27 protein-coding genes and 2 pseudogenes are annotated in these 25,246 nt (G+C 49.8%); 8 read left to right on the top strand and 21 right to left on the bottom strand.

Annotated features, from left to right (window positions below):
• Positions 1–39: 39 nt before the first annotated feature.
• Positions 40–183: pseudogene (locus tag HV041_RS05850) on the bottom strand (DinI-like family protein); the annotation flags it as partial.
• Between the two features lie 262 nt (positions 184–445).
• Here HV041_RS05850 and HV041_RS05855 point away from each other — a divergent pair.
• Positions 446–2,005: pseudogene (locus HV041_RS05855) on the top strand (EAL domain-containing protein).
• A gap of 591 nt (positions 2,006–2,596) precedes the next feature.
• Here the strand turns inward: HV041_RS05855 and ompC are convergent.
• Positions 2,597–3,778 (bottom strand): porin OmpC, encoded by a 1,182-nt coding sequence (gene ompC / locus HV041_RS05860; protein WP_115601809.1) that lies wholly within the window; start codon positions 3,776–3,778, stop codon positions 2,597–2,599.
• A 439-nt stretch (positions 3,779–4,217) separates the two neighbouring features.
• Between ompC and HV041_RS05865 the strand changes: the two genes are divergently transcribed.
• The 3 genes from HV041_RS05865 to HV041_RS05875 all read left to right on the top strand — a co-directional run bounded on the left by HV041_RS05865 (position 4,218) and on the right by HV041_RS05875 (position 6,865).
• Positions 4,218–4,913, top strand: a complete 696-nt coding sequence (locus HV041_RS05865) for a phosphohydrolase (RefSeq protein ID WP_121584790.1) — start codon at positions 4,218–4,220, stop codon at positions 4,911–4,913.
• 73 nt (positions 4,914–4,986) lie between these two features.
• Positions 4,987–6,417 (top strand): DNA cytosine methyltransferase, encoded by a 1,431-nt coding sequence (locus HV041_RS05870; RefSeq protein ID WP_121584789.1) that lies wholly within the window; start codon positions 4,987–4,989, stop codon positions 6,415–6,417.
• The gene (locus HV041_RS05875) at positions 6,398–6,865 is read left to right on the top strand and encodes a very short patch repair endonuclease (protein WP_101743177.1); all 468 of its coding nucleotides are present in this window, start codon (positions 6,398–6,400) and stop codon (positions 6,863–6,865) included. The genes HV041_RS05870 and HV041_RS05875 overlap by 20 nt, the downstream gene beginning before the upstream one ends.
• Here the strand turns inward: HV041_RS05875 and yedA are convergent.
• Positions 6,857–7,777: a drug/metabolite exporter YedA gene (gene yedA, locus HV041_RS05880; protein ID WP_061068110.1), complete on the bottom strand. Its 921-nt coding sequence runs from the start codon at positions 7,775–7,777 to the stop codon at positions 6,857–6,859. The genes HV041_RS05875 and yedA overlap by 9 nt on opposite strands.
• A gap of 178 nt (positions 7,778–7,955) precedes the next feature.
• Here yedA and HV041_RS05885 point away from each other — a divergent pair, with 178 nt between their 5' ends.
• Positions 7,956–8,867 carry a DUF808 domain-containing protein gene (locus HV041_RS05885; RefSeq protein WP_048211301.1) on the top strand — a complete coding sequence of 304 codons (912 nt, stop codon included), beginning with the start codon at positions 7,956–7,958 and terminating at the stop codon, positions 8,865–8,867.
• A 77-nt stretch (positions 8,868–8,944) separates the two neighbouring features.
• The gene (locus tag HV041_RS05890) at positions 8,945–9,127 is read left to right on the top strand and encodes a DUF2158 domain-containing protein (protein ID WP_061068109.1); all 183 of its coding nucleotides are present in this window, start codon (positions 8,945–8,947) and stop codon (positions 9,125–9,127) included.
• 206 nt (positions 9,128–9,333) lie between these two features.
• Here the strand turns inward: HV041_RS05890 and yodD are convergent, their stop codons facing one another.
• On the bottom strand, positions 9,334–9,561 hold the full coding sequence (gene yodD / locus HV041_RS05895) for a YodD family peroxide/acid resistance protein (protein WP_048211303.1): 228 nt from the start codon (positions 9,559–9,561) through the stop codon (positions 9,334–9,336).
• 162 nt (positions 9,562–9,723) lie between these two features.
• Here yodD and dsrB point away from each other — a divergent pair, with 162 nt between their 5' ends.
• Entirely contained in the window at positions 9,724–9,912 is a 189-nt protein-coding gene (dsrB, locus tag HV041_RS05900; RefSeq protein ID WP_005127768.1) for a protein DsrB, read from the top strand.
• 47 nt (positions 9,913–9,959) lie between these two features.
• Here the strand turns inward: dsrB and rcsA are convergent, their stop codons facing one another.
• The 14 genes from rcsA to fliF all read right to left on the bottom strand — a co-directional run bounded on the left by rcsA (position 9,960) and on the right by fliF (position 21,464).
• On the bottom strand, positions 9,960–10,583 hold the full coding sequence (gene rcsA, locus HV041_RS05905) for a transcriptional regulator RcsA (protein WP_048211304.1): 624 nt from the start codon (positions 10,581–10,583) through the stop codon (positions 9,960–9,962).
• A 286-nt stretch (positions 10,584–10,869) separates the two neighbouring features.
• A complete protein-coding gene (gene fliR / locus HV041_RS05910; RefSeq protein WP_048211305.1) occupies positions 10,870–11,655 on the bottom strand; it encodes a flagellar biosynthetic protein FliR in 786 nt (261 codons plus the stop codon).
• 8 nt (positions 11,656–11,663) lie between these two features.
• Complete coding sequence (gene fliQ / locus HV041_RS05915; RefSeq protein ID WP_003030425.1) at positions 11,664–11,933, bottom strand: flagellar biosynthesis protein FliQ; 270 nt, start codon at positions 11,931–11,933, stop codon at positions 11,664–11,666.
• 9 nt (positions 11,934–11,942) lie between these two features.
• A complete protein-coding gene (gene fliP / locus HV041_RS05920) occupies positions 11,943–12,680 on the bottom strand; it encodes a flagellar type III secretion system pore protein FliP (RefSeq protein WP_048211306.1) in 738 nt (245 codons plus the stop codon).
• Positions 12,680–13,054: a flagellar biosynthetic protein FliO gene (fliO, locus tag HV041_RS05925; RefSeq protein ID WP_048211307.1), complete on the bottom strand. Its 375-nt coding sequence runs from the start codon at positions 13,052–13,054 to the stop codon at positions 12,680–12,682. The genes fliP and fliO overlap by 1 nt, the downstream gene beginning before the upstream one ends.
• A gap of 2 nt (positions 13,055–13,056) precedes the next feature.
• Complete coding sequence (fliN, locus tag HV041_RS05930) at positions 13,057–13,470, bottom strand: flagellar motor switch protein FliN (protein WP_005127761.1); 414 nt, start codon at positions 13,468–13,470, stop codon at positions 13,057–13,059.
• Positions 13,467–14,471, bottom strand: a complete 1,005-nt coding sequence (fliM, locus tag HV041_RS05935) for a flagellar motor switch protein FliM (protein ID WP_005127760.1) — start codon at positions 14,469–14,471, stop codon at positions 13,467–13,469. Before fliM ends, fliN begins: the two co-directional genes overlap by 4 nt.
• A gap of 4 nt (positions 14,472–14,475) precedes the next feature.
• Complete coding sequence (gene fliL, locus HV041_RS05940) at positions 14,476–14,943, bottom strand: flagellar basal body-associated protein FliL (protein ID WP_048211308.1); 468 nt, start codon at positions 14,941–14,943, stop codon at positions 14,476–14,478.
• Positions 14,944–15,047: 104 nt separating this feature from the next.
• Positions 15,048–16,265, bottom strand: coding sequence for a flagellar hook length control protein FliK (fliK, locus tag HV041_RS05945; RefSeq protein ID WP_121584788.1), 1,218 nt, complete (start codon positions 16,263–16,265; stop codon positions 15,048–15,050).
• Positions 16,262–16,705, bottom strand: a complete 444-nt coding sequence (gene fliJ / locus HV041_RS05950; RefSeq protein WP_005127756.1) for a flagellar export protein FliJ — start codon at positions 16,703–16,705, stop codon at positions 16,262–16,264. The genes fliK and fliJ overlap by 4 nt, the downstream gene beginning before the upstream one ends.
• A 21-nt stretch (positions 16,706–16,726) precedes the next feature.
• Positions 16,727–18,097: a flagellar protein export ATPase FliI gene (gene fliI / locus HV041_RS05955; protein WP_005127755.1), complete on the bottom strand. Its 1,371-nt coding sequence runs from the start codon at positions 18,095–18,097 to the stop codon at positions 16,727–16,729.
• Positions 18,097–18,804: a flagellar assembly protein FliH gene (gene fliH, locus HV041_RS05960; protein ID WP_048211310.1), complete on the bottom strand. Its 708-nt coding sequence runs from the start codon at positions 18,802–18,804 to the stop codon at positions 18,097–18,099. Before fliH ends, fliI begins: the two co-directional genes overlap by 1 nt.
• Complete coding sequence (fliG, locus tag HV041_RS05965) at positions 18,797–19,792, bottom strand: flagellar motor switch protein FliG (RefSeq protein ID WP_048211311.1); 996 nt, start codon at positions 19,790–19,792, stop codon at positions 18,797–18,799. Before fliG ends, fliH begins: the two co-directional genes overlap by 8 nt.
• Complete coding sequence (gene fliF, locus HV041_RS05970) at positions 19,785–21,464, bottom strand: flagellar basal-body MS-ring/collar protein FliF (protein ID WP_048211312.1); 1,680 nt, start codon at positions 21,462–21,464, stop codon at positions 19,785–19,787. Before fliF ends, fliG begins: the two co-directional genes overlap by 8 nt.
• 216 nt (positions 21,465–21,680) lie before the next feature.
• Between fliF and fliE the strand changes: the two genes are divergently transcribed.
• The gene (gene fliE / locus HV041_RS05975) at positions 21,681–21,995 is read left to right on the top strand and encodes a flagellar hook-basal body complex protein FliE (RefSeq protein ID WP_005127749.1); all 315 of its coding nucleotides are present in this window, start codon (positions 21,681–21,683) and stop codon (positions 21,993–21,995) included.
• A gap of 89 nt (positions 21,996–22,084) precedes the next feature.
• Here fliE and HV041_RS05980 read toward each other — a convergent pair whose 3' ends face one another.
• The 3 genes from HV041_RS05980 to yedE form a co-directional block, all read right to left on the bottom strand.
• Positions 22,085–23,371, bottom strand: coding sequence for a hypothetical protein (locus tag HV041_RS05980; RefSeq protein WP_182294075.1), 1,287 nt, complete (start codon positions 23,369–23,371; stop codon positions 22,085–22,087).
• 289 nt (positions 23,372–23,660) lie between these two features.
• Positions 23,661–23,894, bottom strand: a complete 234-nt coding sequence (gene yedF, locus HV041_RS05985) for a sulfurtransferase-like selenium metabolism protein YedF (protein WP_000790504.1) — start codon at positions 23,892–23,894, stop codon at positions 23,661–23,663.
• Positions 23,891–25,144 (bottom strand): selenium metabolism membrane protein YedE/FdhT, encoded by a 1,254-nt coding sequence (gene yedE / locus HV041_RS05990; RefSeq protein ID WP_323604746.1) that lies wholly within the window; start codon positions 25,142–25,144, stop codon positions 23,891–23,893. Before yedE ends, yedF begins: the two co-directional genes overlap by 4 nt.
• Between the last annotated feature and the right edge of the window lie 102 nt (positions 25,145–25,246).

Here is a 25,246-nt window from a genome sequence, read left to right on the forward strand (position 1 = left end):
GCTTTTACGAAGCGATGCTGTAGCGGATGTTGAAAGGCTTTATGCGCTTACTGACCAGAATTCAGTTTCTTCAAACATTTCCTGAACTGTCTGACTTATCTGTTCTTTCTCCTGCTTGCTGGCATCAGTGTTGATCGCCGGCAGTGTCATCATCGGTTTTATCCGAATATCAGCATCGGGGAAGAACTCTCCCTCATACTCAGTCCCCCATGGGTGCTATCATTATCACAATGTTTGTAAATGTAGGGGGACATTTACTTGATTGAAATGCAGACATAGATCTCACTTATATAGTTTTGTACTATATTATGATGTTAGTTTCTAATGAAAAGTATAAAGAAAAATCCATTATGGCCGATAACCTATTTTAATTGTATTTTCGACATTGTAAATTGATAGTGGAATGTATGGTGTCACAAAGGGTTAAGATATATTAGAGGTTGATATGATAAATAATTACAAATTGACTAAACTTAAGCCCTATGTGATATCAATCACATTTTCATTCTTGATTTTTTCCTCGTTAACTGAGGTTTCTACTTATTATATATATAAGGAACGTATCGATTCATATACAGAACGAGTATTGAATAGAAGTGTTAGTCTCATTCAACAGATTGATAAAATAAATGATGATTATGAGATATTTGATGCTTATAGTCCCTGTAGTGAACTACAACTTCATGCTGTAAGAGTCGCTCTATGGCCTTATGCACTTATAAAGGATATATCATTTATTTCTAATGGGGCAATTACTTGTACTGCGTTGTGGGGAAAGTTGCCAGCACCATTATCACTCAATATATACGATAGAAAAGTCGAAAAGGATAATTTGACGTGGTTTTTTGGCGTGTTGTTGGAAAATAATGTTAAAGCTGATTTACTAAGCAACCAGAAGTTAGCTATAACGATTTCACCATTTGCTTTTAACGGATTTGTTACAGACCATGAAGAGAAGGGGTTTTCTGCCATTGTCGGCAATAGAGACCACTCTCTTCATTTGTTTAAGTTTGGTGATCAAGTCGATCTGCTTGAGGGGGCTAAACATGATAAGACCTATCAATTAGGACTTATTACTACGCAAAGTTGTAATGGGAAGCATGACATCTGTGTCATGGGAGGAGTTAAATTTCCTTGGGTGAGTTTCGATAATTCGTTAATATTCTTGTTGATTGCATTCACATCTACTGTAACAGGTGTCCTTTTAGGTGTTGTTTATAACCAAAGGGTTGCACGTAAACAATCATTAGCATCAAGATTAAAAAACGCCATAAGAAGTGAATCATTATATCTTGTATATCAACCTATTTATAAAATAAAAACTGGTAAGATTATTGGTGTGGAGGCACTAATTAGATGGGATGATTATGATATTGGTAGTATTCCACCTGATATATTTATTCCTATTGCTGAGGAGCATGGTTTAATTCAAGATGTAAGTAACCTTGTATTTCGAATGGTAGTAAAAGAAGCCAGGTCTCTTTCTTAAAAATTTAATGTTTTTATAAGCATTAATGTTAGTTCTCAAGATCTTTTGTCTGAATCTTTTCAAGGAAAAGTGTTTCAGATGATCGATGAATTAAATATAGAGCCTGGAATGATAATGATGGAATTAACAGAAAGACAAAGTGCGGATCTAAATTCACTCCAAAAGGTAATTTCTTTATTTAATGATAAAGGCATTTCAATAGCCATTGATGATTTCGGGACAGGCTATTCAAATTTAAACTGGCTGTCAAGTTTGCAAATAGATGAAATTAAAATTGATAAATCAATTACAGACTCTATTGATGAATACTCTATAAGTAATAATGTATTATCAGGATTAGTTGAGATTTTTAAAGATATAACCCATAAAGTCGTATTCGAAGGTGTAGAAACATCAACTCAGGTTAATTATTTAACTGAAATGTTCCCTGAGTGCGGTGTACAGGGATGGTATTACTCAAAGCCGTTACCTATAGATAAATTGACAGAGTTAGTCGAGGATGCCAATTTGCCTTAATATTTATTACTTTATTTTCATTGTTTTCACATTCTATATAACACGCGTAACCGCAGGCTATATAAAGAAGGATTTTGATATCTTGCCGCATTCAATCGGCTAGTTGGTTCAAAATTGTATGGAATGCCGCGTACAGCTTCTTCAGAGAGCAGGCGAGATAGTCTTCACGCGACATTGACTGGGAAAATCTCCCACACATTTTCACCTCTAAGCCGTACTTTGAGGTATAGGTTTTAGCTCATAAAGTGTTGGTATATTAAGTATGGATAAATGAGTAACTAGTTGAATTTTATGAAGTGGAAATATTGTGGATATACCAGCGAGAAAAGTTAAGTTATTGAAAGTATTACCAATGAAATCGGTCTCGAAAACCGGAGTAGGGGCAACTCTACCGGGGGTTCAAATCCCCCTCTCTCCGCCACTATTCAAACACTTGCACGCCTTGCTTTCAACGACAGCAGTCACGGATGTTTTTTTCTTTGAGTATCCTCACAAGTTTGTCGTTCTATTGCCTTGGTGACATAAAAATCCGCTTCAAATAAACAAAAAGCCCGCTTCATATGAAGCAGGCCTGATACGTATTGTGCAAAATTAGAACTGGTAGACTAAACCAACGGCAACAATATCGTCAGTCGCGATACCATTGCTTTCATAGAAGCTGTCGTCTTCGTCCAGCAGGTTGATTTTGTAATCAACGTAGGTGGACATGTTTTTGTTGAAGTAGTAAGTCATACCCACATCAACATATTTGACCAGATCTTTGTCGACGTAACGCCAGTTACCATGGCTCACTTCCTGACCACCTAAATCACTGCCCTTGGACTGCAGGTAAGCGATGGACGGACGCAGACCATAATCGAACTGGTATTGAGCTACAACTTCAAAGTTTTGCGTTTTGTTTGCGATACCGCCATTGCTTTCGCCATTACCGCCGCCGTAATAGGTCATATTGCGGGTTTCTGCATACATGGCTGCCAGGTAAACGTTGTTAGCGTCGTACTTCGCACCAACAGTCCAGGCTTCAGCTGTTTCGCCGCCAGCGTAGTTGTTGCGTTTGTTTATACCATCCTGGTAACCGCGAGCAACCTGGTCATCAGTACGATCAGAACTGGAGTACGCTGCACCGAGGCTTAAACCGAAGTCAAAGTCATAAGAAGTGGACATACCGAAACCGTCGCCGTTTTCTTTCGCCAGTTTGCGGTTTTCACTATTACCAGAACCTTCCTGACCTACGCTGCTACCTTCATTATTACCCTGATACTGCAGGGCGAAGTTCAGGCCATCAGCCAGACCAAAGAAGCCGTGGTTACGATAAGTAGCAACGCCGTTGGTACGACCCAGCATATACACGTCGGTCTGAGTGTAAGTATCACCACCGAATTCTGGCAGCATATCGGTCCAGGCTTCAACGTCGTACACGACGCCGTAGTTACGACCGTAATCGAAGGTGCCGTTTTCAGCAAAGCCCAGGCCTGCGAAAGCCAAACGAGTCCAGGAATCGCCTTTGTCACCTTCGGTGCCGTTGGCCTGAACGTTATATTCCCACTGACCGTAGCCAGTCAGCATATCGTTGATCTGCGTTTCGCCCTTAAAGCCCAGACGCGCATAGGTTTGATCGCCGTCGTTATCTGTATCGTCAGAGAAATAACGCAGACCATCGACTTTTCCGTACAGATCCAGTTTATTGCCGTTTTTATTATAAATTTCAGCCGCATTTGCTGCGCCTGCAGCTAATAAAGCTGGGAGAAGCAGTGCCAGTACTTTTCTTTTCATTATGTATTCCCTTTATTTAATAATTAAAATGAATATGTAGTGATGTCCTGAAAACTACATTTCGATACTATCTATGAAGTTCATTTAATTTAAAATATAACATGTAACAATTATATTTTAGATATTTCAAAATATTTCCATTTGAGTTTTTTAAATTATTTTTATATGTATTTATTGTTTTTATTCAACACATAAATACATGATTATCAATTGATTTATATCTTGTGGCTTGATATTTGTTGTGTGTATTTTATATGTTTTTATTATTGTTTTTATGCTTGTCAGGATAATTTATTATCAATGCTGTATGTGGAGATTATAAATTGATATTTGTTATGAATATTATTTAATAATTGAATTTTGATATAAAAGAAGGCAGACAGTGGTTCAGGGTAAAAATTATTGCTAAGGTGGTTTTCTTTATGTAAAGGGAGAGAGCATGGAACTCCACGACTGGCAGTCGAGATTTGAAGCCTGGTTACGTGAAAATCATTCAGGGCACGACGCTGCCCATGACATCTTTCACTTTCGCCGCGTGTGGCAGACGGCTCAAAAGCTGAGCACGGATGCGAACGTAGACTGGCTGGTGGTGCTGACCGCGTGCTATTTCCACGATCTTGTCAGCTTACCGAAAAATCATCCGGAACGTCATCGCTCATCGGTACTGGCAGCCCAGGAAACCTGTCGTGTACTGTCACAGGACTTTCCTGAATTTCCTCAGGATCGGCTGCATGCGGTGAGTCACGCTATCGCAGCGCACAGTTTTAGCACAAAAATTACGCCCACGACACTTGAAGCCAAAATCGTTCAGGATGCCGATCGACTTGAGGCGCTGGGGGCTATCGGTCTGGCGCGCGTGTTCGCCGTTTCTGCCTCGCTGGGTGTGGCATTGTTTGATGCGGAGGATCCGTTTGCCCGGCAGCGTAGCCTCGATGATAAACAGTACGCGCTTGATCATTTCCAGACCAAACTGCTGACGTTGCCACTGACAATGCAAACTGAACAAGGGCGGCATTTAGCACAGCATAATGCTGACTTTTTATTGACGTATATGGCAAAACTCAGCGCAGAATTAAAAGGAGAATATGAAATGTTGGATCTTGCGGCGATTCAACCCCTTAAAGCATATCAGTAGTCGTCATTGCTGAAACGTCAATTGCACCAATTTATGTTAACCTGTCGACTATCCATTTCGCCCGGTTAAACGTATGCAGGATAATTTATCAGTAGCAGGCTCCATGAACCCGATGACAGATGATAACGAGGCCGCCGCACAGGTGATTTTGGCTAAGTTGCTTGAAATATACGATGTGAAAACGCTGGTTGCTCATCTGAATGGTGTTGGTGAGAATCGCTGGAGTCCGGCCATCTTTAAGCGTGTGGTCGCCAATGAAACATGGCATCGGCTCAGCGACGCTGAGCTGGCTCATCTGAACGCCATGCTACCGACACCGCCTGCGCATCATCCACATTATGCTTTTCGCTTTATCGATCTTTTTGCTGGTATTGGCGGAATTCGTCGCGGTTTTGAAGCGATCGGCGGGCAGTGCGTGTTTACCAGCGAGTGGAACAAGCATGCGGTGCGCACCTACAAGGCGAATCACTACTGCGATCCTCTGCAGCACCACTTTAATGAAGATATTCGTGATATTACGCTCAGCCATCATGAGGGGGTGAGTGACGAGCAGGCTGCAGAGCATATTCGTCAACATGTTCCCGAGCATGATGTCCTGCTGGCCGGCTTCCCTTGCCAGCCATTTTCTCTGGCGGGTGTATCAAAGAAAAACGCGTTAGGGCGTGCCCACGGTTTTGCCTGTGATACGCAAGGCACGCTTTTTTTTGACGTGGTGCGAATTATCGACGCGCGGCGACCGGCTATATTTGTGCTCGAAAACGTTAAAAATCTGAAGAGTCATGACCAGGGAAAAACCTTTCGCATCATCATGCAAACGCTGAATGAACTGGGCTATGACGTGGCGGATGCAGCCGATAATGGCCCGGATGATCCGAAGATTATCGATGGGCAACATTTTTTACCCCAGCATCGCGAACGTATCGTGCTCGTCGGCTTTCGACGTGATCTGAGCTTGAAGTCAGACTTTACGTTGCGCGATATTGTCAGCCGCTACCCTCAGCGTCGAACGACGCTCGCAGAGCTGCTTGAACCGACTGTTGATGCGAAATATGTGCTGACACCGGTCCTGTGGAAATACCTGTATCGCTATGCGAAAAAACATCAGGCACGGGGCAATGGGTTTGGCTACGGTATGGTCTATCCCGGCAATCCCGATAGCGTAACGCGTACATTATCCGCACGTTACTATAAGGATGGGGCTGAAATTTTGATAGACCGTGGCTGGGATATGGCGCTGGGTGAACAGGATTTCGATGATCCCGCCAATCAGCGACATCGTCCTCGTCGATTAACGCCAAGAGAGTGCGCTCGCCTGATGGGGTTTGAGTCTCCTCAGGGTTACCAGTTTCGCATTCCGGTATCAGATACCCAGGCTTACCGCCAGTTCGGTAATTCGGTGGTCGTCCCGGCATTTGCGGCGGTAGCCAAACTGCTGGAGCCGAAGATCAAACAGGCTGTTGCGCTCCGTGAGAAAGAACAGCAGCATGGCAGACGTTCACGATAAGGCGACACGCAGTAAAAATATGCGGGCGATAGGGACCCGCGATACGGCGATCGAAAAACGTCTGGCCGACATCCTGACGGAGCAGGGGGTAACGTTTCGCGCGCAGGATGCAACGTTGCCCGGTCGCCCCGATTTTGTGGTGGATGACTACCGTTGCGTTCTCTTTACCCACGGCTGTTTCTGGCATCAGCACAACTGCTATCTCTTTAAAGTCCCGGCAACCCGCACGGCGTTCTGGCTGGAGAAGATAGGAAAAAATGTGGTGCGTGATAAGCGGGACTGCGAAAAATTGCAGTCGTTGGGATGGCGGGTCTTGATTGTCTGGGAATGCGCCCTGCGTGGGCGTGATAAACTGGATAATGAGGCACTGTCTGAACGGGTTATCGAGTGGATCTGCGGCGGCGGCGCCACCGCGCAGATCGACACTCAGGGCATTCATTTACTGTAACGACTTTTCCGAGGGGGCTGCGACCGCGTCAGCTTTGACAGGGAATAAGTATTTCCCCAGCGTCACCAATACCACGGCAAAAACAATGACTCCGAGCGCCAGCCACTCGATCAACGCCAGGCTTTCACCTCCCAGCCCCGTACCTAACAGAACCGCCACTACCGGGTTGACGTAGGCATAGCTGGTGGCTAACGCCGGGCTTACATTACGAATAAGGAACATATAAGCGTTAATCGCAATAATTGAGCCGAACAGGGCGAGATATGCCACCGCCATAAAACCGGAGAAGGTTGGCATCGTGGTCAGCTTTTCTCCACTGAGCAGCGATGCGCACATCAGTACAATACCCGCGGCTAACATTTCAATAGCACCGGCCATCATGCCAACGGGCAAGGTTATACGTGAGCCGTACACGGAGCCAAATGCCCAGCTCATTGAACCAATCAGGATTAATACTGCCCCCCAGGGATTACCACTCAAGTTACCACCGCTGTTAAGCATGATAATCCCGGCGAGTCCAATTGCGATCCCCATCCATTCCAGTTTGCGTGTTTTGATGCCAAAAAAGTGGCTAAAGCACAGCGTAAACAGCGGGACGGTGGCAACCACTACGGCGGCAATACCGGAAGGAACATTTTGATGTTCTGCAACAGTAACCAGCCCATTACCCACGGCCAGCAGCAGGATACCAATTAACGCGGCGTTCAGGAGCTGGCGCAGAGGCGGTAGCTTGTGTCCACGAAGAAGTAAAAAAAGTGTTAATAACACTCCAGCAGAGAGAAAACGTACGCCAGCCATCATCAACGGGGGCCAACTTTCAACGCCAATGCGAATAACGAAGTACGTGGAACCCCAAATGATGTACAGCGCAAATAGCGCACTGAAAAGCGGTAACAATTGCCTGAAACGCATAATCCCTCACGGTGGAAATAAAAAGGTGCAACATAGTAAACGTCAAAACTATCATGCTGGCGAGACTTATAATTGCCTGCTGTTGTTAAATAATTGTTGACCAGAAAGGTCTGTTTCAGCATGGCGTGTTTTACTTCATACTTATGGCTGCAAAACAATAATATTGAGGATTAAAATTTTGGCAGGAAGTAGCTTACTCACCTTGCTTGATGACATCGCCACGCTTCTGGACGATATCTCAGTGATGGGAAAACTGGCCGCGAAAAAAACGGCGGGTGTGCTGGGAGACGATTTGTCGCTTAACGCGCAACAGGTATCGGGCGTGCGGGCGAACCGCGAGCTTCCGGTGGTCTGGAGTGTGGCTAAAGGATCTTTCGTCAACAAAGTTATCCTGGTGCCGCTGGCGCTATTGATCAGCGCCTTCATTCCATGGGCGATCACCCCCTTATTGATGATTGGTGGGGCGTTCCTCTGTTTTGAGGGCGTGGAAAAAGTGCTTCACACCCTGGAAGCGCGAAAACAAAAAGAGACCCCAGAGGAGCGTCAGCAGCGTCTGACATCGTTGGCGGCGCAGGATCCTCTCACCTTTGAGAAAGATAAAATCAAAGGGGCGATACGTACTGACTTTATTTTATCTGCAGAGATTGTGGCCATTACGTTGGGTATTGTGGCGGATGCGCCGTTGTTGAATCAGGTACTGGTTTTGTCGGGTATTGCTTTGGTGGTGACCGTTGGCGTATATGGTCTGGTCGGTATTATTGTGAAGCTCGATGATATTGGCTACTGGCTGGCAGAAAAGCGCAGCGCACTGGCTCAGGCCCTGGGTAAGGGATTGCTGGTGGTTGCTCCCTGGCTCATGAAATCACTTTCCGTGGTCGGCACGCTGGCGATGTTTTTAGTCGGTGGCGGCATTGTGGTACACGGCATTGCGCCGCTGCATCATGCGATTGAGCAATTTGCCCAACAGCAGAGTTCATTCATTGCTCTGATGCTTCCGACTCTGCTTAATCTGGTACTCGGCTTTATTATCGGTGGGATCGTGGTGGTGCTGGTAAAAATGGTTGCCAGGTTACGCGGAGTTTCGCACTAATTGTCGCCTGCCAGACTACGCAAAACGTCTCTTTGTCGTCTAAGGTGAAAAGGTTTCTCTTGATACAGGAGGCGGGTATGGTCTTTTCTGTCAGTGAGGAAGTCACCGCGAAAGAGGGTGGCCCACGCATGATCGTTACCGGGTATGCCAGCGGAATGGTGGAGTGCCGCTGGTATGACGGTTTTGGCGTCAAACGGGAGGCATTTCGTGAAGATGAACTGGTTCCTGGCGAACGCAGTCCGCTACGCCAGGATGCCTGAATAACGCAGGCTGGCGTAACCTGGTGATCTCTCAACCATTAGTTATATTTATCATTTTGGTGAGAATTATTTACTTGTCAGGCAAAAAAATTGCAGATAAGGTTGGTTTCGCATCAGATTTCCTGGTGTAACGAATTTTCAAGTGCTTCTTGCATAAGCAAGCTTGATCCCGACCCGATACGGGCCGGGATTTTTTTCGCCCAAAGTCAGCGATTGATCTCCGTCACGCTAAAATCATGGATATCAAGCTCGAACGCGTCGGCCAGTTCATGCCATGTATGATAATCCCGGCCATCAACGCTGACGCGATCGGGGTCATCATGGCTGCGATGAATTTCGCTCTCGCAGATTTCGTTGATAGCTTTCAATAGCGCGTCCACATCGACGCTGACGTCACGTTTGGCCGTATCGCTGTACTCTTTCGCGGTTTTCATTCTCATACCTCTCAACCGTTAAGGATACCGGGGCACGTATCAGAATCTCTGATGCGTACAAGTTAAGTATAGACCGTCGAGAAAACCCGCAGTCACGCGAGCAGGGCGCTGCCAGGAAAAGGAATTTGTTCTACACTGGCACAAAGCCACAGGAGGAAAACGATGAAGGTGAATGATCGGGTTACAGTCAAAACGGACGGTGGGCCGCGTCGGCCAGGCCGGGTACTGGCGATTGAAGAGTTTAGTGAAGGCACCATGTACCTGGTTTCTCTGGAAGACTACCCGCTCGGTATCTGGTTCTTTAATGAGTCAGGCCATCAGGATGGGATCTTTGTGGAAAAAGTGGAGTAATCCAGACGCTGATTCTGACTGGTGGTAAACCCACCAGTCAGAATGTCCTAACGCATATTCACAAAGATACCATTGGTGACGTTATCTGTGAGTCGTACAACGTGATAGATAACTTGTTTATTATGTGTCTTGATCTTTCGTTTTATATTCCCCTTATGGGATGAGACTGTCTTCGCCTTGATATTCATTTGATCGGATATCTGTATTGTTCCCTGACCGGCCATCCACATACGTAGCATGCTGGATTCGGTACGGCTTAATGATAGTGTTGGCAGGTTCACATCAATGACAATATCCACTTCCTTTTTCAGAATATCGCCAAGAAGTTCATCCAGTGAATCTGGTTTAATCGACTTAGAACTGATTAATAAATTTTTTCTTACTAAGAGATACTCATCAAAATGGACATTGGCAATCGCCATAAATACAATAAATAAAGTGCTGGGATGTTGATTAATGATTTGCTTAATTCTCTGGCTGTTATCCGGATCGTGAATAAAGCAGTCTTCATTAATAAACACCACAGACGGCTGCAGTGAGACACAGGCGACGCTGAGTTCATCAACGCTTGAAATATCGTTGATTTCCCTTTTCTTCACCCCCCGACTTACCAGATATCCGGTCAACCCTAGCCGGGTGTAACTGCATAAATCCATAATAATCGTTGACATGGCATACCCTCACTCAATGCGTAACGATAATTCCCCTTACCTGATTATTTCATCACAACTAAACGGAATAATAACGACCCAATATGACGCTTTCGCTGTTTTCAGGCGAATTTACTATCCCGTAAAGTTGCGTATAATTTGCCAGGAAACATCTTAAAGTAAAGTAAATGTTGCGTTATGTGAGTGAGGCAAAAACAAATAAACCGCGACAGCGTTATCCTGGTGGATGTTGCCTGTATTTGAATTTAGGACAATCCTTAGTAAAACAGGGTAAAAATAAGGGTTATTATTTTGAAGGCATTTCACTGATGATGTCAGCCAGCAAATTAAAAATCTCACTGAATAAGCGCTCACAGAAGGGGGCAATTAATGGCATTAGCGCGGCCATTAATGAAATACCCACGGTCAGGGTGAGTGGGAAACCAATGACAAATATCGATAGCTGCGGCGCCATACGGTTTAACAAACCGAGTGCGAGGTTGAGTGTGAGCAGCAGCGTCATCACCGGCAGAGCCAGCATCAGACCATTGAGGAAGATGAGTCCCCCCGCCCGCGCCAGCGCGAGAAAGGCATTGCTATTAACCGGATTGCCACCGATAGGCAGAGTATGGAAGGTATCCACCAATAGCGAGATAAGCCACAAGTGACCATTAAAGGTGAGGAACAGCAGCATCGCCAGCAAATCTATCAGACGTGCCAGAACGGGCATATTCAGGCGGCTGCCAGGGTCGAAGAAGGTTGCGAAGGAGAGACCCATTTGCAGACCGATGATTTCCCCGGCGGTACGCACCGCGGCAAACGCAAATTGCATGGTGAACCCTAATGCGATGCCGATCAGGATTTGCTGCATCGCCTGCCATATCGCGCCGACAGAAAAGATAGGCACGTTTACGGGGGGAAGCAGCGGAGCGATAACCATGGTAATCATTAACCCCAGCCCCAGTTTTACCCGTTTGGGGATGGCGCGTTCGCTGAGTATCGGAGCCGTTGAAATGAGCGCCAGTATGCGCAGCAGGGGCCAGAAGTAAAGATTCAGCCAGTGGAGCCACTCAACGCTGGTCACCTGCAACATAGCGTCGTTTACCCGATGATGTAGGGAATATTGCTGAACAGCGTACGCACGTAGTCGAGCAGCAAATTAAGCATCCACGGACCGGCAACGATGATGGCAATAAAGACCGCGACAATTTTCGGAATGAAGGACAGCGTCATTTCGTTAATCTGGGTTGCCGCCTGCAGGATACTGATGATAAGACCCGTAACGAGGGCAACCAGCAACAAAGGTGCGGCAAGGGCAAGGGCAACTTTCATCGCCTCAGTGCCCATCATCATGACCGATTCAGGAGTCATTTCGCGCCTCTAACTGTAAAAGCTTTGTGCAAGCGAGCCGACAAGCAGCTGCCAGCCGTCAACCAGCACAAACAGCATGAGCTTGAATGGGAGTGCAATGGTGGCAGGTGGCACCATCATCATCCCGAGCGCCATCAGGACGCTGGCGATAACCAGATCGATTATCAGAAATGGAATGAAAATGGTAAAACCTATCTGGAATGCCGTTTTCAACTCACTGGTGACATAAGCCGGCAGCAAAATGCGCATCGGTACGGCTTCAGGCCCCTGTAACGGGCCGCTGTTTGCCAGGCGGGCGAACAGAGCCAGATCGGCTTCGCGGGTCTGACGTAACATAAATTCACGCAACGGCTGTGCGCCTTTCTCCATGGCTTCCTGCATGGAGATCTTCTCTTCGCTGAAGGGTTGATACGCATCAACGTAGATTTTGTCGATCACCGGCGACATGATGAAAAAGGTCAAAAACAGCGCCAGTCCAAGTAAAACCTGGTTCGGCGGTGCTGACGGTGTTCCCAGCGCATTACGTAACAGGCCAAAAACGATGATGATGCGGGTGAAGCTGGTCATCATCAGCAAAATAGCGGGCAGGAACGTCAGCGAGGTGATAAACACCAGCGTTTGGACGGGCAATGACCAGCTTTGTCCGCCGCCGGGCAGCGGCTGGCTAACCAGACCCGGTAGTTGGGCCAGGGCTGCTGGGCTGAACAGCCACACACCCGTCAGCGTGAGGGATAACAAACGGCGCATCAGGATCTCCCAGGACGCTTCAGCAAACTCTTCATCATGGCCTGGAAATCCGCAGGGGAGGCCGCTTTTTCTTCTGCACTGGCAGGTGCCGGGGGGAGGGTATGCAGAACGTTGATCTGCGACGCTGTAACGCCCAGCACCAGACGCGCGTCTTCGACCTCAACAATTACCACCCGCTCACGTGGACCTAATGAGGTACTGGCTGAAACTTTCAGTCCACGCGTGCCGACGCTTTTGGGGGCAAATCCCAGGCGCTTAATCAGCCAGGCGGCTCCCAGGATCAACACAATGATCCCCAGCAGCGCGCCGCTGACCTGCACTAACGGTGAGCCGGGTACAGCTGCGGGCTGAGCGACGGTGGCCTGGGTATTCATCGTTAACGGCTCAGACGACGCATACGTTCAGATGGGGTAATAATGTCAGTAATACGTACACCGTATTTATCTGCGACTACCACAACTTCACCCTGAGCAATCAAATAACCGTTGATCAGAATATCCAGCGGCTCGCCCGCCAGACCGTCCAGCGCGACGACCGAACCCTGCGTCAGGCGCAGTAGCTCTTTGATGGTCATGCGGGTGCGGCCCAATTCAACGGTCAGCTTGACCGGAATATCCATGATCAGGTCGATATCCTGCAGTGCACCGCTGACATCGCCGCCACCTAACTGCTGGAATACCGCATCGGCCGCACTTTTGGTGGTCGTTGTTTTTTGCTCGTTTAACGCGTCAGCCCACAGATCGTCCAATGCACCAGTGTTCTCATCGGACGGATTATTCATGTCACTCATTTGGGCTGTTCCTCATTCAGCGAATTCAAAATCGGGTTTATCAAATGTTCTACGCGTAACGCATACTGACCATTTACGGTGCCATATTGGCTGGTCAGCACAGGTACGCCGTCCACATGAGCAATAATGCGGTCGGGTTTTTCAATCGGCAGTACATCGCCGGGTTTCAGCTTCAAAATCTGGGACAGCCGCAGCGGAATGTCAGCAAAGTTTGCTACCAGTTCCAGCTCAGAATGCTGAACCTGACGCACCAGATTATTGCGCCAGTTCTGATCTTCATTACGCGAGTTTTCCAGCGGTGGGTTTACCAGCAGTTCGCGCAACGGTTCAATCATGCTGAATGGCAGACAGATGTTAAATTCACCGGTCAGGTTGCCGATTTCAACGTGGAACGGGGTGTTCACCACGATGTCGTTCGGGGAGGTGGTGATATTGGTAAACTTCACCTGCATCTCGGAACGGACATATTCCACTTCCAGTGGGTTGATAGCCTTCCACGCGTCGCTGTAGCTTTCCAGCGCCAGTTTCAGCATGCGGTTGATGACGCGTTGTTCAGTGTGCGTAAATTCACGGCCTTCGACTTTCGTCGGGAAACGACCATCACCGCCGAACAGGTTATCTACGGCGATAAACACCAGACTTGGTGAGAACACCACCAGACCTGTCCCGCGTAACGGTTTCAGGTGGATTAAGTTCAGGTTGGTCGGAACCGGCAAGTTACGTGCAAACTCGTGGTAGGGCTGGATACGGATCGCGCCCACGGTAATATCCGGGCTGCGGCGTAGCAGGTTAAATAACCCCATACGGAACTGGCGCGCAAAGCGTTCGTTAATGATCTCCAGCGCCTGCAAACGCTCACGAACGACGCGGCGCTGAGTGTTGGGATCATAAGGACGAATATCGCTTTCATTTGCGATACCGGAAATGGGTTCGTCTTTAGTTTCGCTATCGCCGTTAAGCAATGCGTCGATTTCAGCCTGAGAAAGAATACTGTCGCCCATGTCTTTACCGCAGAATAAAAGCTGTATAAAGAACGTCGGTGACAACCTGTTTCGGCTGCCCGACAACGAGCGGAGTCGCGAGCGTCTCTTTGATAGCGGCAATCAGCTGCTGTTTGCCTTCTTCTGTTGCGAGCGTGGCGGCGTTCTGGCGAGAGAACAATAGCAGCAGACGGCTGCGCACTTCTGGCAGATATTCGTTCAGACGCGAGCGTGTCGCCTCGTCTTTCATGCGCAGTGTGATACCGATATACAGCACGCGATCCGCATCACCTAAATTGACGGTAAACGTATCCAGTGCAAAGAACACTGGGGCAGGCGGTGGAGCCGGTTCCGCTTTTACGCTGGCGGACGGTTGCTGCTGCATGCGCCAGTAGCTATAGCCCGCAGTAGCGAGGGCGGCGAGCGTAATTAACACCAGCAGAGGGATCCAAATAGCGCGTTTACTCTTTTTGTTAATCGCGGAGTCAGTCATCAGATACGGGCTTCCTGTTTCGGTACAGCTTATAGGCTGATTATCCCGTGTCCTGACCACGACAAAGCGTGGAAAAGACGCGGATAATCATGCTACCTCTGGCGTTAGGCGAAGATGTCTACTGCACCATCACCGCGAGCCGCGGCTTGCAGTGCGGCAGGTGTGGCCAGAACAGCATCATCTTCGGGAGCAAAAATATCTTGTCCATGCGCACGCCCAGCCTGTTGTTGCTGTGAAGACGACTGTTGCTGACCGGCGAAACTTTCGCTGCTGATACTGCTTTGCCCCAGTTGGATCCCGCTTTCAGCCAACTGCGTGCGCAGCATGGGTAATGCCGCTTCCAGCGCCGCGCGAACGTGGCTATGAGGCGAGACCATTTGCAGTTGCGCCATGTTGTCATCAAGCTTGAGGGAAATCTGCACTTGCCCCAGATCCTGCGGATGCAAACGCAGTTCCGCACTTTGCTGGCCCTGGCGGGTGAACAGCGTGACGTGTTGACTCAGTGATTGCTGCCATTCATGGCTTCCCAGCGGGGCGCTCAATACCGGAGCCGCGGCAGTCGGTAACGGCTGCGCATGTGTCTGTGTGCCAGCCAGCGGAGCTATTGTTGCGCCAACGCTGGTTGGTGACGGTGAACTTTCAATCTCTGCGCGCGTTGCTGCCGCTGCCGTTAATGGGGTGAAACCAGCATTGTTGGTCTGATCCGCGCCACTGGCATGCATCGCTGTATCTGCTTTACCTTTTTTCCCTTCGCCGGTCAGTAATTCACTGGCGCTATCGGCAGTCGTGCTGGGGGTATTACCACGTAACAACACCGACAGCGTCGCATCCGCCGGGGCTGGGGTGGCATCAACAGCCGGAGTGGTTACCTGTTGCCCCGGCAGCATAGCGAACAGCGCACTCAGGTTGGCGAGATCGTCATCGCTCAGACGGGCGGTTTTTTCATCATGCTGTGCGGTTTTGCCCAGTGTTGTCAGGGCATTAACCTTCAGTGACGGCGTGAGCGCAGACAGCAACTGTTGTGCATCAGTCAGGTCGGCCAGCGACGCCTCGGTCTGGACCTCTTTTTGTGTCAGCAGATCGGCTAATTTTAGCGTCTGTGCGGTATCACCATTCTTTTGCAATAACCCTTTTTGCAGTTTGCTGCCTGCGGCCTGTAAATCGGCCAGTGACAGCGGGGCGTCTTTACCCTGTGCATCGCCTGCACCTAATGCACCTGCCAGCAACGCTAAAAAATCCTCGGGGGAATCTACCGCTTTGCCTGACTGAAGACCTGCGGCTACGTCGGTGTCGGTGGTAATCAGTTGGGGTAAAGTAATCATTCGGGTTTCCTCATAGCTGCACGCTGAGCAAATTCATCCATTTTTTTCTGATCCAGGCGGTTTTCAGCCAGTAACGCGGCTGTGGTTTGCCTGTCCTGCAGAGTCTGCCATGCCTGCAGTCGCTGCTTTTTATCGCGCCAACTGCTCAACGCCTGGTCCACTTTCTGCGTCCATTGGTTGAGCTGTTGGCGATGTTGCTCAATCGCTTTTTCCAGCGTCTGAATAAATTGTTGATAGTTAATCCAGCGATTACTGGTAATACCCTGACCCATATCGCTATTAAGATTGTTGCGATATTCATGCTGATAATCGATCAGCATCTTCAACTGCTCTTCCGCCTGCTGACATCCGCGGCGCATCTCGCCTAATAAGATAGCTGCGTCATCGACTTCTTTTTCAGCCAGGTCTTTAAGTGTTGCCAGCGCACCATGTTGTGCCATGACCTATGCTCTCCTGCTTAATCACACACCTGGGAAAATCAGATCCAAAGCCTGCAGGGAGTCTTCCCAGTCGGCTCGTTCAAAGATGCCTTGCTGTAAAAATGCTTCCAGCTGTGGCCATAAGGCAATGGCTTTATCCAACATGGGATCGCTGCCTTTGGCGTAGGCGCCTACGCTGACCAGATCGCGGTTACGCTGGAAACTGGACAGTAGCTGCTTAAAGTTGCGTACCCGCGCATAATGTTTCTCGCTGATCAATGCGGTCATTGCGCGGCTGATTGAGGCTTCAATATCAATGGCCGGGTAGTGACCCGCCTCGGCCAGATGACGGGACAGGACAATGTGACCGTCGAGAATGGCACGGGCGGAGTCAGCAATAGGGTCCTGTTGGTCGTCGCCTTCGGTCAGTACGGTATAAAATGCGGTCACGGAACCGCCGCCATGAATACCGTTACCAGCCCGTTCAACCAGTGCGGGTAATTTAGCAAACACCGACGGCGGATAGCCTTTCGTTGCCGGAGGTTCGCCGATCGCCAGTGCAATTTCACGCTGTGCCATTGCATAACGGGTGAGGGAATCCATAATCAGCAGCACGTGCTGGCCGCGATCGCGAAAATCTTCGGCGATGCGCGTGGCGTAGGCTGCACCCTGCATACGCAACAGCGGGGAAACGTCCGCCGGAGCGGCAATCACCACCGAGCGTGCACGTCCCTCGGCGCCAAGAATATTTTCAATAAAATCTTTAACTTCGCGTCCACGCTCGCCAATCAGACCGACAACAATGACGTCAGCCTGGGTATAGCGTGCCATCATGCCGAGCAGGACGCTTTTACCCACACCGGAACCAGCGAAAAGCCCCATTCGCTGACCGCGCCCGACGGTTAACAGCGCATTGATAGGCCGTACGCCAGTATCCAGCACGTGTTCAATCGGGGTACGTTGCAGGGGGTTAAATGGCGGGGTGATTAGCGCCCCTGTTTCCGTGGTGTCGGGTGCAGGCAACCCATCAAGCGGCTTCCCGCTGCCATCGAGAACACGCCCCAGCAGGGCAGGGCCCAGCGGTAATTGTTTCCCGCTTTGCAGCCCTTCGCCGGCGATGTTTTTCGCGTAAACGCGCGCGCCCGGCAGAACGCCTTCGACCTCTTCGAGCGGCATCAGAAACAGGCGTTGACCATTAAAGCCAACCACTTCGCTTTCGACTTCCTGGGTTTCGTTGCCATCCTGACGCTCAATGACGCAGGTGGCACCCAGCGGCAACTGCAGACCTGTGGCTTCCAGTACCAGCCCGGTGGCGCGGGTCAGACGCCCGTAACGACGCACCGCAGGCAGCAGCGACATTTTTTCTTCGAAGTTGTCCAGCGTGTTGAGCCAGCGAGTCAGGCGAGTGGTCATTACACGACTCCCGGCGCTGCCAGACGGCAGAGTTCTTGCCAGCGGGTGGCAACACTGGCGTCCAGATCGCCTTCGTCAGCAGAGACTTTACAGCCACCGTGATGCAACGTTGGATCGCCACGCAGTCGCCAGCCGTGCAGACTGAGGGTCGCCCCCAGCATCTCTTCCACCCGCTGCAGATCGTCCGGATGGACGCGCAACTGCGGTTTACCGCTAAACAGCGGCTCCTGTTGCAACAGCTGTTGGATTTGCTTAATCAGTGCGGCGTTATCCACGATGGGGGTCTGGCCGATAACCTGGCGCGCCGCTTCCAGTGCCATTTGCATCAGGCGCGATGCAATGACGCTGTCCAGGGCATCCAGTGTATTCTGAAACTCACTGACCAGTTGCTGCATGCGGGCATGAATCGGCGCATGTTGGGCGCGAGCCTGGTTCTGACCCTGCTCCAGACCCTGGGCCAGTCCGTCCTGATAACCTTGTGCGTGCCCTTTTTGCCGACCTTCAGCCAGGCCGGCATTATATCCTTGCTCATGGGCCTGGAGCTGCATTTGCGCCAACTGCTGCTCAAGCTGTTGTTCCGCAGATAGCTGTGGCTCCTCTGTCTCGTCGGACGGCTGATCGTCGGTATGATCGGCCAGTATGAACTCCGCCATTGGCGGGGCGAGATCGTCAGGCGTCCAGACTTTCCATGGCAGATCGTTAGACATAGGTATCCTCGCCGCTGCCGATCACCATCTCGCCGGTCTCGGCCAGACGACGTACGATAAGCAGAATTGCTTTCTGTTCGTTTTCCACCTGCGACAAACGTACCGGACCGCGGTTGGCAAGATCGTCGCGCAGGATATCGGCGGCACGCTGCGACATGTTGCGCAGGAACTTCTCGCGTAATGGTTGCTCGGCACCTTTCAGGGCTATCAGCAGCGATTCGGAATCCACTTCCTGCAACAGACGCTGGATGCTGCGATCGTCGACATCCACCAGATTTTCGAACAGGAACATCTCGTCGATAATTTTCTGCGCCAGCTCGCCGTCGAATTCGCGTACCGCGGTAATAACCGCTTCTTCCTGCTGCGTCTTCATCAGGTTGATAATTTCTGCTGCTGTCCTCACGCCGCCCATTTTGCTGCGCTTGAGGTTCTGGCCGTCGAGCAACCCGTTCAGCACTTCGGTCAGTTCTGCCAGTGCGGCAGGCTGTACGCCACCGAAAGTCGCGATACGCAGCATGACATCGTGGCGTAAGCGCTCGTCGAACAGCGCCAGAATATCGGCGGCCTGGCCCCGTTTGAGGTGAACCAGAATGGTGGCGATAATCTGCGGGTGCTCGTCGCGAATAAGATCGGCGGCGCTTTGTGGCTCCATAAAGTTGAGCGTTTCAATGCCGCTGGTGGTATCGCGAGTTTCCAGAATGTCTTCCAGCAGGCTGGAGGCACGTTCTTCGCCCAACGCTTTTACCAGCACGGAGCGCAGGTATTCGTTGGCGTTGATGTTCAGTGCGGCAAACTGCTCGGCTTCTTGTTCAAATTCGGCCAGAACCTCCGTCAACTGCTTGTTGGAGATCTGACGCACGTTGGCCATTGCCGTACTGAGGGCCTGTACTTCGCGCGTGGAAAGGTGCTTAAAGACCTCCGCCGCGCGATCTTCGCCAATGGTCATCAATAAGATGACGCTTTTATCGGTGCCGCTAAGATTACTCATGTTCGTTATTTATCCACTGGCGAATGACCAGCGCCACGACGCGCGGATCGTTATCTGACATTTCACGAATACGCTGGCTCATGACTTCAGCACCCAGCCGCTGGTTGTTACGGCGCTGCTGGGTCTGCTCGTCTTTGCTGAGGCGAACTTCAACCGCTTCTTCCGTTTCCTGGCGAATACGTGTTTGTTCTTGTGCGGCTTTGACCTCTTCGCTGCGACGCATCAACTGAGGACGAACCGCTTTACGCCACAGGATCCAGGCCACCAACAGAACCAGCAACCAACGGCCAGCGGACATTAGCTGATCAATAAAGGACTGCTGCTGCCAGAATGGAAGCTCTCCGCCCGCGTCATCACTTGCGGTGAAGGGGGAGTTCACGACATTCAGGGTATCGCCGCGTTTTTCAGAGAAGCCCATGGCCTCGCGGGTCAGGTCCTCAATTTGTTTCATTTGGTCGGCGGTTAACGGCAGCGGTTTGCCATCCGGTAACGTTTTATAGTTGACCACTACCGCCACCGACAGGCGCTGTACATCACCCACATTCATCTTGGTGTGACGAATGGTACGGTCAACTTCATAGTTGCTGGTTTCGTTACGCTGCGTGCTGCGCGGTCCGGCATTGGCGTTATTCGCCGTTTGCGTGGTTTGCGCATTCTGCGGGTTTTGCTGATTTGCCGGTGGTGTATTAATCGGGGCCGTATTCGCCGGCGCGGGCTGGTTAGACAGTGCGCCCGGTACGCCGCCAGGCGCTCCGCTTCCTATCTGCTCGCTGACGTTAAGCTGGCGTGAACGCAGAACAGCCTGTGAGTCGTCGCCATTTGGGCTGTACTTCTCTTCGGTTTGCTCTTTGTTGGCGAAATCCAGCTGGGCAGTAACCTGTGCATGTACGTTGCCGTTACCGACAATGGGCGACAGGATTGATTCAATACGACGCTGTACGCGACCTTCAACATCGCTGGCATATTTCAGCTGCGCATCGTTCAGGTCGCGGCTGCTGGTGTTCGACTGGGTTAACAGATGTCCTGCCTGATCGACCAGCGTCACGTTGCCCGGCGGCAAGCCTGCGACAGCGCTGGAGACCAGATGCGTTACCGCGCTAATCTGACCTTCGTCCAGTGCTCGACCCGGCTCCAGGTTTACCGTGACGGAGGCAGAAGGAGCTTTTTGTTCACGTACGAACAGTGACGGTTTGGGCATCGCAAGATGGACACGGGCGCGTTTTACCGGCCCCAGTGTTTCAATGGTACGGGCTAATTCGCCTTCCAGAGCTCGCTGGTAGTTGACCTGCTCGCTAAACTGGCTGATACCAAACTTTTCCTGGTCCAGTAACTCAAAGCCCACCGCGCCGCCTTTCGGCAGGCCTTGCTGTGCCAGGCGTAAACGCAGTTCATGAACTTTATCAGCAGGGACTTCAATGGCGCCGCTTCCCTCAGTGAAACGATAAGGAACGTTCATCTGCGTCAGCTGCGTGACAATCGCGCCACCGTCCTGATCGGATAGGTTGCTGAACAGTGTGCGGTAGTCAGGTGCTTTGGCCCACAGGACCATCGCAACGATGATGGCGACGGCAGCGGCACCCGCCACAATCAGAGGGATTTTGGGATTCGCGCGCAGGCGATTTAACCACTCGAGAGGTTTCAGTTGGGTTGCAGTCGATGCTGTCGCACTCATCTCGCACCTCGTGGCTTATCGTGGACGGCGTTTTTTGCAAAGTGGAACAAGACTCACTCCCGGGTCAGCAAACTCGAAAAATTGACGGTCTCATTATTTGCGGTTTCGAATTTTTCTATGCGTTAAAAACCGAGGTTTTTTATCGTTATTTAGCGCCTTTATCTTATTGACGAGCTGGTAATCTCTGCTACGTAAAAAATCATCCAGGGGATCAGAATGTCGGCAATACAGGGGATTGAAGGGGTTATCAGTCAGCTACAGGCCACGGCAATGTCAGCGAAAATGCAGGATGTGCAGCCACAATCGACCGTGAGTTTTGCCGGTCAGCTGCACGCGGCATTGGACAGAATCAGCGATGTGCAAACCGCCTCTCGCGTTCAGGCTGAAAAATTTACCCTGGGTGAACCAGGCATTGCGCTGAATGATGTGATGACCGATATGCAGAAAGCGTCGGTTTCGATGCAGATGGGCATTCAGGTGCGTAACAAACTGGTATCAGCCTACCAGGAAGTCATGTCGATGCAGGTGTAGGTTTTGTTGGTTTTTTCACTATTCCAGTTTGTGCCAGCATAGTGAATGCTCATGTTATGATAGTGCGGCCTTATTATCGGCCGCATTTTTTATCTCCAGTATCTGGGATAAAAATCAATATATTGACTGATACTGTACACGGATGTAATGACACAAATGATAGCAATAAGAAGAAATGCGACTTTTCCGATTTTTTCTATTCTCATTGCGGACAAGGCAATAAGAAAAGTAATAAGAAATCCAATTTTAATCCTGTCAAATGTGTATGTCGCCGCGTGTTCAAACATAGCAATATTTTCTATCAGCATAAAGCAAATGATTGCGATTAAAATGGAAATTTTAATGTATTGATCTTTGCTAAAACTATTGCTTTTCTTGATAAATAATGAGGCGAATGCCAAAAGAATCGAGGAAATTAACCATGGACCATATGCCTGATATACAGATAGCCACCATTCACTCCAGCCAATATATGTTTTCTCCATTCCCCGGATGCTTGCCCGACTGGATAATTCGTTAAAGTATGGCCCAAGTCCAACCATGAACGAATAATACCAAAGCAGTGTCAAACCACCTGAAATTGCTATCAGAGTGTAAATGATTGTATTTTTATATCCGGATTTTAGCTTGAAGTCATGAATAAGAACAACGACGAATAATGCGATACACATCAGGTATGCGGTCCACTCAATCCAGCATGCAAGGGCTGATATGATGCCAAGTGCAATCACCGTCCTGCGGTTTATGCCCATAGCCACTATCAGAAATGCGGCGGCTGCAAAAATCTGGAATGTTTGATGTGCCCACATTGATAGTTGATGAGAGTGCATCGGTTCAACGGCAAATAACATCGGAATGACGGACAGGAAGGAAATTATCTCACTATGTTTTGATGTTCTGGTTATTGTTGAGATGGCAAAGTAAATAAGAATAATCGAAATAATCCAAAATAACATATTGACCCATTGCAACATCTCCCAGGATATCGGTATCCCCGATATCAGTGAGGCCATTTTTATTACACCATAGGCAACTACCATTGAACCGGGTGGGAAGGATATATATATGGCTTCGTTATTTATTCTCGGAGAGGGCAGAACTGCTGAGCCTGGTATTGATGGGTTATCTGTAACTGTGCATGGGTTAACTAAATCAACACATGGGCGGGATATAGCAAAATAATGTTGGTTGAATGGAAGGGTATCATAGCGTTTTAATGTGTTGAAAAAATGATCTGATGCCTCGGCGTTTTCCCATCTTTGATTCCAGTGACTTTTGTCAGACGGTGAACCATGATTATAACTATACAGGCTTATCGCTGTGACCAACCATAGAGCAGTAATGATTACGGCCCCTATGAGGGTAGACTTACGCATCAGGCTTCCTTATTTTAGTGAACCTTTGTGATTTAACAAAAATTTATAAATTAATGCAGGTCAATGTTGTGTCCATATGTCTACAGGATGATTCATGAATGGTGTGGGCTGGAGTAAACAAAGGTGCACATTGGGTAGAGGCTGGCATTATACAGATTATGGTAACTATAGTGTCATTGATTTTAGGCTGCCAGTGCATTGTTGTTGTATAAAAGGCGAGAGAAAAAGCGTTGCGGCAACAACGACTCATATTGACGCTCCCGCAGCGTATCGCTGTGGGAGCGCTGGGTTATTTTTGAATCAGATAGCGAATAGTTGGCCCATCCTGCTGAATATCCAGCACCGTATACCCATGGTTACGCGCATCCAGCGGAATATTGTTGATTGACTGCGGGCAATCGCTGACCACTTCCAGAATTTCACCTTTCTTCAACTGCGGCATGGCTTCCAGCGTGGCAACAGCCGGGTAAGGACACGGTTCACCGACCATGTCGAGGCGATAATCAGGGACGATATTTTTCATGCGGATTCCTTAGCAGGCGTCAGCCCGGCGCGGCGGAAGAAACGCTTTTCCCAACCGATGATGAGCATCAACGCGATAAACAACAGCAGATAAGTCACCAGTAGCCCGCCGAGCGGCCCAAAGGTGTCGAGCAGATTCACTTTATCCCAACGAGTGGCCAGGGCAGGGGCAAAGTCATCCCAGTAGTAAGCCAGAATGGTCGAACCGATAACGTTACCCAGTCCCACCCACCAGTAATGTACCTGGCCCTCAACCGCACGGTACATCCAGCCAGTCTCACACCCGCCTGCCAGCACGATCCCGAAACCAAACAGTAAGCCGCCGATCACCGCATTTGGACCGGCCCACATAATCTTCGGCTCAACGCCCAGTTGCACATAGCTAAAGATACCAATGGCGCTCACCGCCATGCCGAAGATGATGGCTTTTGCCATATGGGTGCGCCCGGAAATCCACAAATCGCGGAAGGCCGAGGTAAAGCAGATTTGCGCCCGTTCAATCAGCAGGCCGAACCCAACGCCAAACAACATGGCCAGACCCAGCTTCGGCTTGTCCATTGCGGTCAGTAGTGCCCAACCGATCATGCCGATAAATACCAGCATACCGAGGCGGAAACGACGACGCGCTTGTTCCGGCTTTTGCGTCAGCGGGGAGGCGGCGGACACTTTCTGCATTTTGACCGGAATACGAAACATCGGCAGCAGGGTAAAGCGGGCGCCAAACCATGAGCCCATTGCCGTCGCCAGCGCGAAGAACCAGGCATGCAGCGAGAACTGTGGAATGCCGGTAAAAAACGCGGCCAGGTTACAGCCCATTGCCAGACGGGCGCCGAAACCGGCGATCATCCCGCCGACCACCGCCTGCAGAATGCGGATCCGACTGCGCGGCATGCGTAATTTGACGTTGTTGGCCCACAGCGCGGCAGCGAAACAGCCGCCGAACATACCGAGGATCATCATCCCGTCGATACGGGTCAGGGGCGAGCCTTCGAGGTGGATCAGTTTATAGTATCCCCACTCTTCGGCGTGCACGCCAAACAGTTGCAGGATTTGCCCACCCCAGCGGGTAAATTCGCCGGTAACGGCCCAGAAGGTTCCCGTAATGCCGAAATAGTAGGTGGAGAGAATACCCGCTGCGATAACCGCAGGGGCAGGGGCCCAAAATTTAATTAACCAGGCCTGTTTGAAGTGTTGCCATGACATGCGTTGTGCCTCTGAACTCAGAAGGTATGTAACAAGAAGCGTGGATATTACACCTGTCAGAATTTTTGACTATGAGTAATAAGAGGTAACACCGTCTGGATCAATCTTTCTCCGGGCTGCCGAAAGGCTGGCGACATCAGGGCTTTAATG

Origin of the sequence: Citrobacter sp. RHBSTW-00029 (genome assembly GCF_014104295.1) — a bacterium.
Lineage (GTDB): Bacteria > Pseudomonadota > Gammaproteobacteria > Enterobacterales > Enterobacteriaceae > Citrobacter > Citrobacter youngae.

What these genes read in the sequence shown, in the direction of transcription:
- fliL (WP_048211308.1), bottom strand. Translation starts at nt 14,943, where the DNA reads ATGACTGACTCCGCGATTAACAAAAAGAGTAAACGCGCTATTTGGATC.
- HV041_RS05870 (WP_121584789.1), top strand. Translation starts at nt 4,987, where the DNA reads ATGCAGGATAATTTATCAGTAGCAGGCTCCATGAACCCGATGACAGAT.
- fliI (WP_005127755.1), bottom strand. Translation starts at nt 18,097, where the DNA reads ATGACCACTCGCCTGACTCGCTGGCTCAACACGCTGGACAACTTCGAA.
- fliE (WP_005127749.1), top strand. Translation starts at nt 21,681, where the DNA reads ATGTCGGCAATACAGGGGATTGAAGGGGTTATCAGTCAGCTACAGGCC.
- HV041_RS05865 (WP_121584790.1), top strand. Translation starts at nt 4,218, where the DNA reads ATGGAACTCCACGACTGGCAGTCGAGATTTGAAGCCTGGTTACGTGAA.
- fliH (WP_048211310.1), bottom strand. Translation starts at nt 18,804, where the DNA reads ATGTCTAACGATCTGCCATGGAAAGTCTGGACGCCTGACGATCTCGCC.
- yedF (WP_000790504.1), bottom strand. Translation starts at nt 23,894, where the DNA reads ATGAAAAATATCGTCCCTGATTATCGCCTCGACATGGTCGGTGAACCG.
- fliF (WP_048211312.1), bottom strand. Translation starts at nt 21,464, where the DNA reads ATGAGTGCGACAGCATCGACTGCAACCCAACTGAAACCTCTCGAGTGG.
- yodD (WP_048211303.1), bottom strand. Translation starts at nt 9,561, where the DNA reads ATGAAAACCGCGAAAGAGTACAGCGATACGGCCAAACGTGACGTCAGC.
- HV041_RS05875 (WP_101743177.1), top strand. Translation starts at nt 6,398, where the DNA reads ATGGCAGACGTTCACGATAAGGCGACACGCAGTAAAAATATGCGGGCG.
- fliK (WP_121584788.1), bottom strand. Translation starts at nt 16,265, where the DNA reads ATGATTACTTTACCCCAACTGATTACCACCGACACCGACGTAGCCGCA.
- ompC (WP_115601809.1), bottom strand. Translation starts at nt 3,778, where the DNA reads ATGAAAAGAAAAGTACTGGCACTGCTTCTCCCAGCTTTATTAGCTGCA.
- fliO (WP_048211307.1), bottom strand. Translation starts at nt 13,054, where the DNA reads ATGAATACCCAGGCCACCGTCGCTCAGCCCGCAGCTGTACCCGGCTCA.
- fliM (WP_005127760.1), bottom strand. Translation starts at nt 14,471, where the DNA reads ATGGGCGACAGTATTCTTTCTCAGGCTGAAATCGACGCATTGCTTAAC.
- fliN (WP_005127761.1), bottom strand. Translation starts at nt 13,470, where the DNA reads ATGAGTGACATGAATAATCCGTCCGATGAGAACACTGGTGCATTGGAC.
- yedA (WP_061068110.1), bottom strand. Translation starts at nt 7,777, where the DNA reads ATGCGTTTCAGGCAATTGTTACCGCTTTTCAGTGCGCTATTTGCGCTG.
- fliG (WP_048211311.1), bottom strand. Translation starts at nt 19,792, where the DNA reads ATGAGTAATCTTAGCGGCACCGATAAAAGCGTCATCTTATTGATGACC.
- fliR (WP_048211305.1), bottom strand. Translation starts at nt 11,655, where the DNA reads ATGTTGCAGGTGACCAGCGTTGAGTGGCTCCACTGGCTGAATCTTTAC.
- rcsA (WP_048211304.1), bottom strand. Translation starts at nt 10,583, where the DNA reads ATGTCAACGATTATTATGGATTTATGCAGTTACACCCGGCTAGGGTTG.
- fliJ (WP_005127756.1), bottom strand. Translation starts at nt 16,705, where the DNA reads ATGGCACAACATGGTGCGCTGGCAACACTTAAAGACCTGGCTGAAAAA.
- HV041_RS05980 (WP_182294075.1), bottom strand. Translation starts at nt 23,371, where the DNA reads ATGCGTAAGTCTACCCTCATAGGGGCCGTAATCATTACTGCTCTATGG.
- HV041_RS05890 (WP_061068109.1), top strand. Translation starts at nt 8,945, where the DNA reads ATGGTCTTTTCTGTCAGTGAGGAAGTCACCGCGAAAGAGGGTGGCCCA.
- dsrB (WP_005127768.1), top strand. Translation starts at nt 9,724, where the DNA reads ATGAAGGTGAATGATCGGGTTACAGTCAAAACGGACGGTGGGCCGCGT.
- fliP (WP_048211306.1), bottom strand. Translation starts at nt 12,680, where the DNA reads ATGCGCCGTTTGTTATCCCTCACGCTGACGGGTGTGTGGCTGTTCAGC.
- fliQ (WP_003030425.1), bottom strand. Translation starts at nt 11,933, where the DNA reads ATGACTCCTGAATCGGTCATGATGATGGGCACTGAGGCGATGAAAGTT.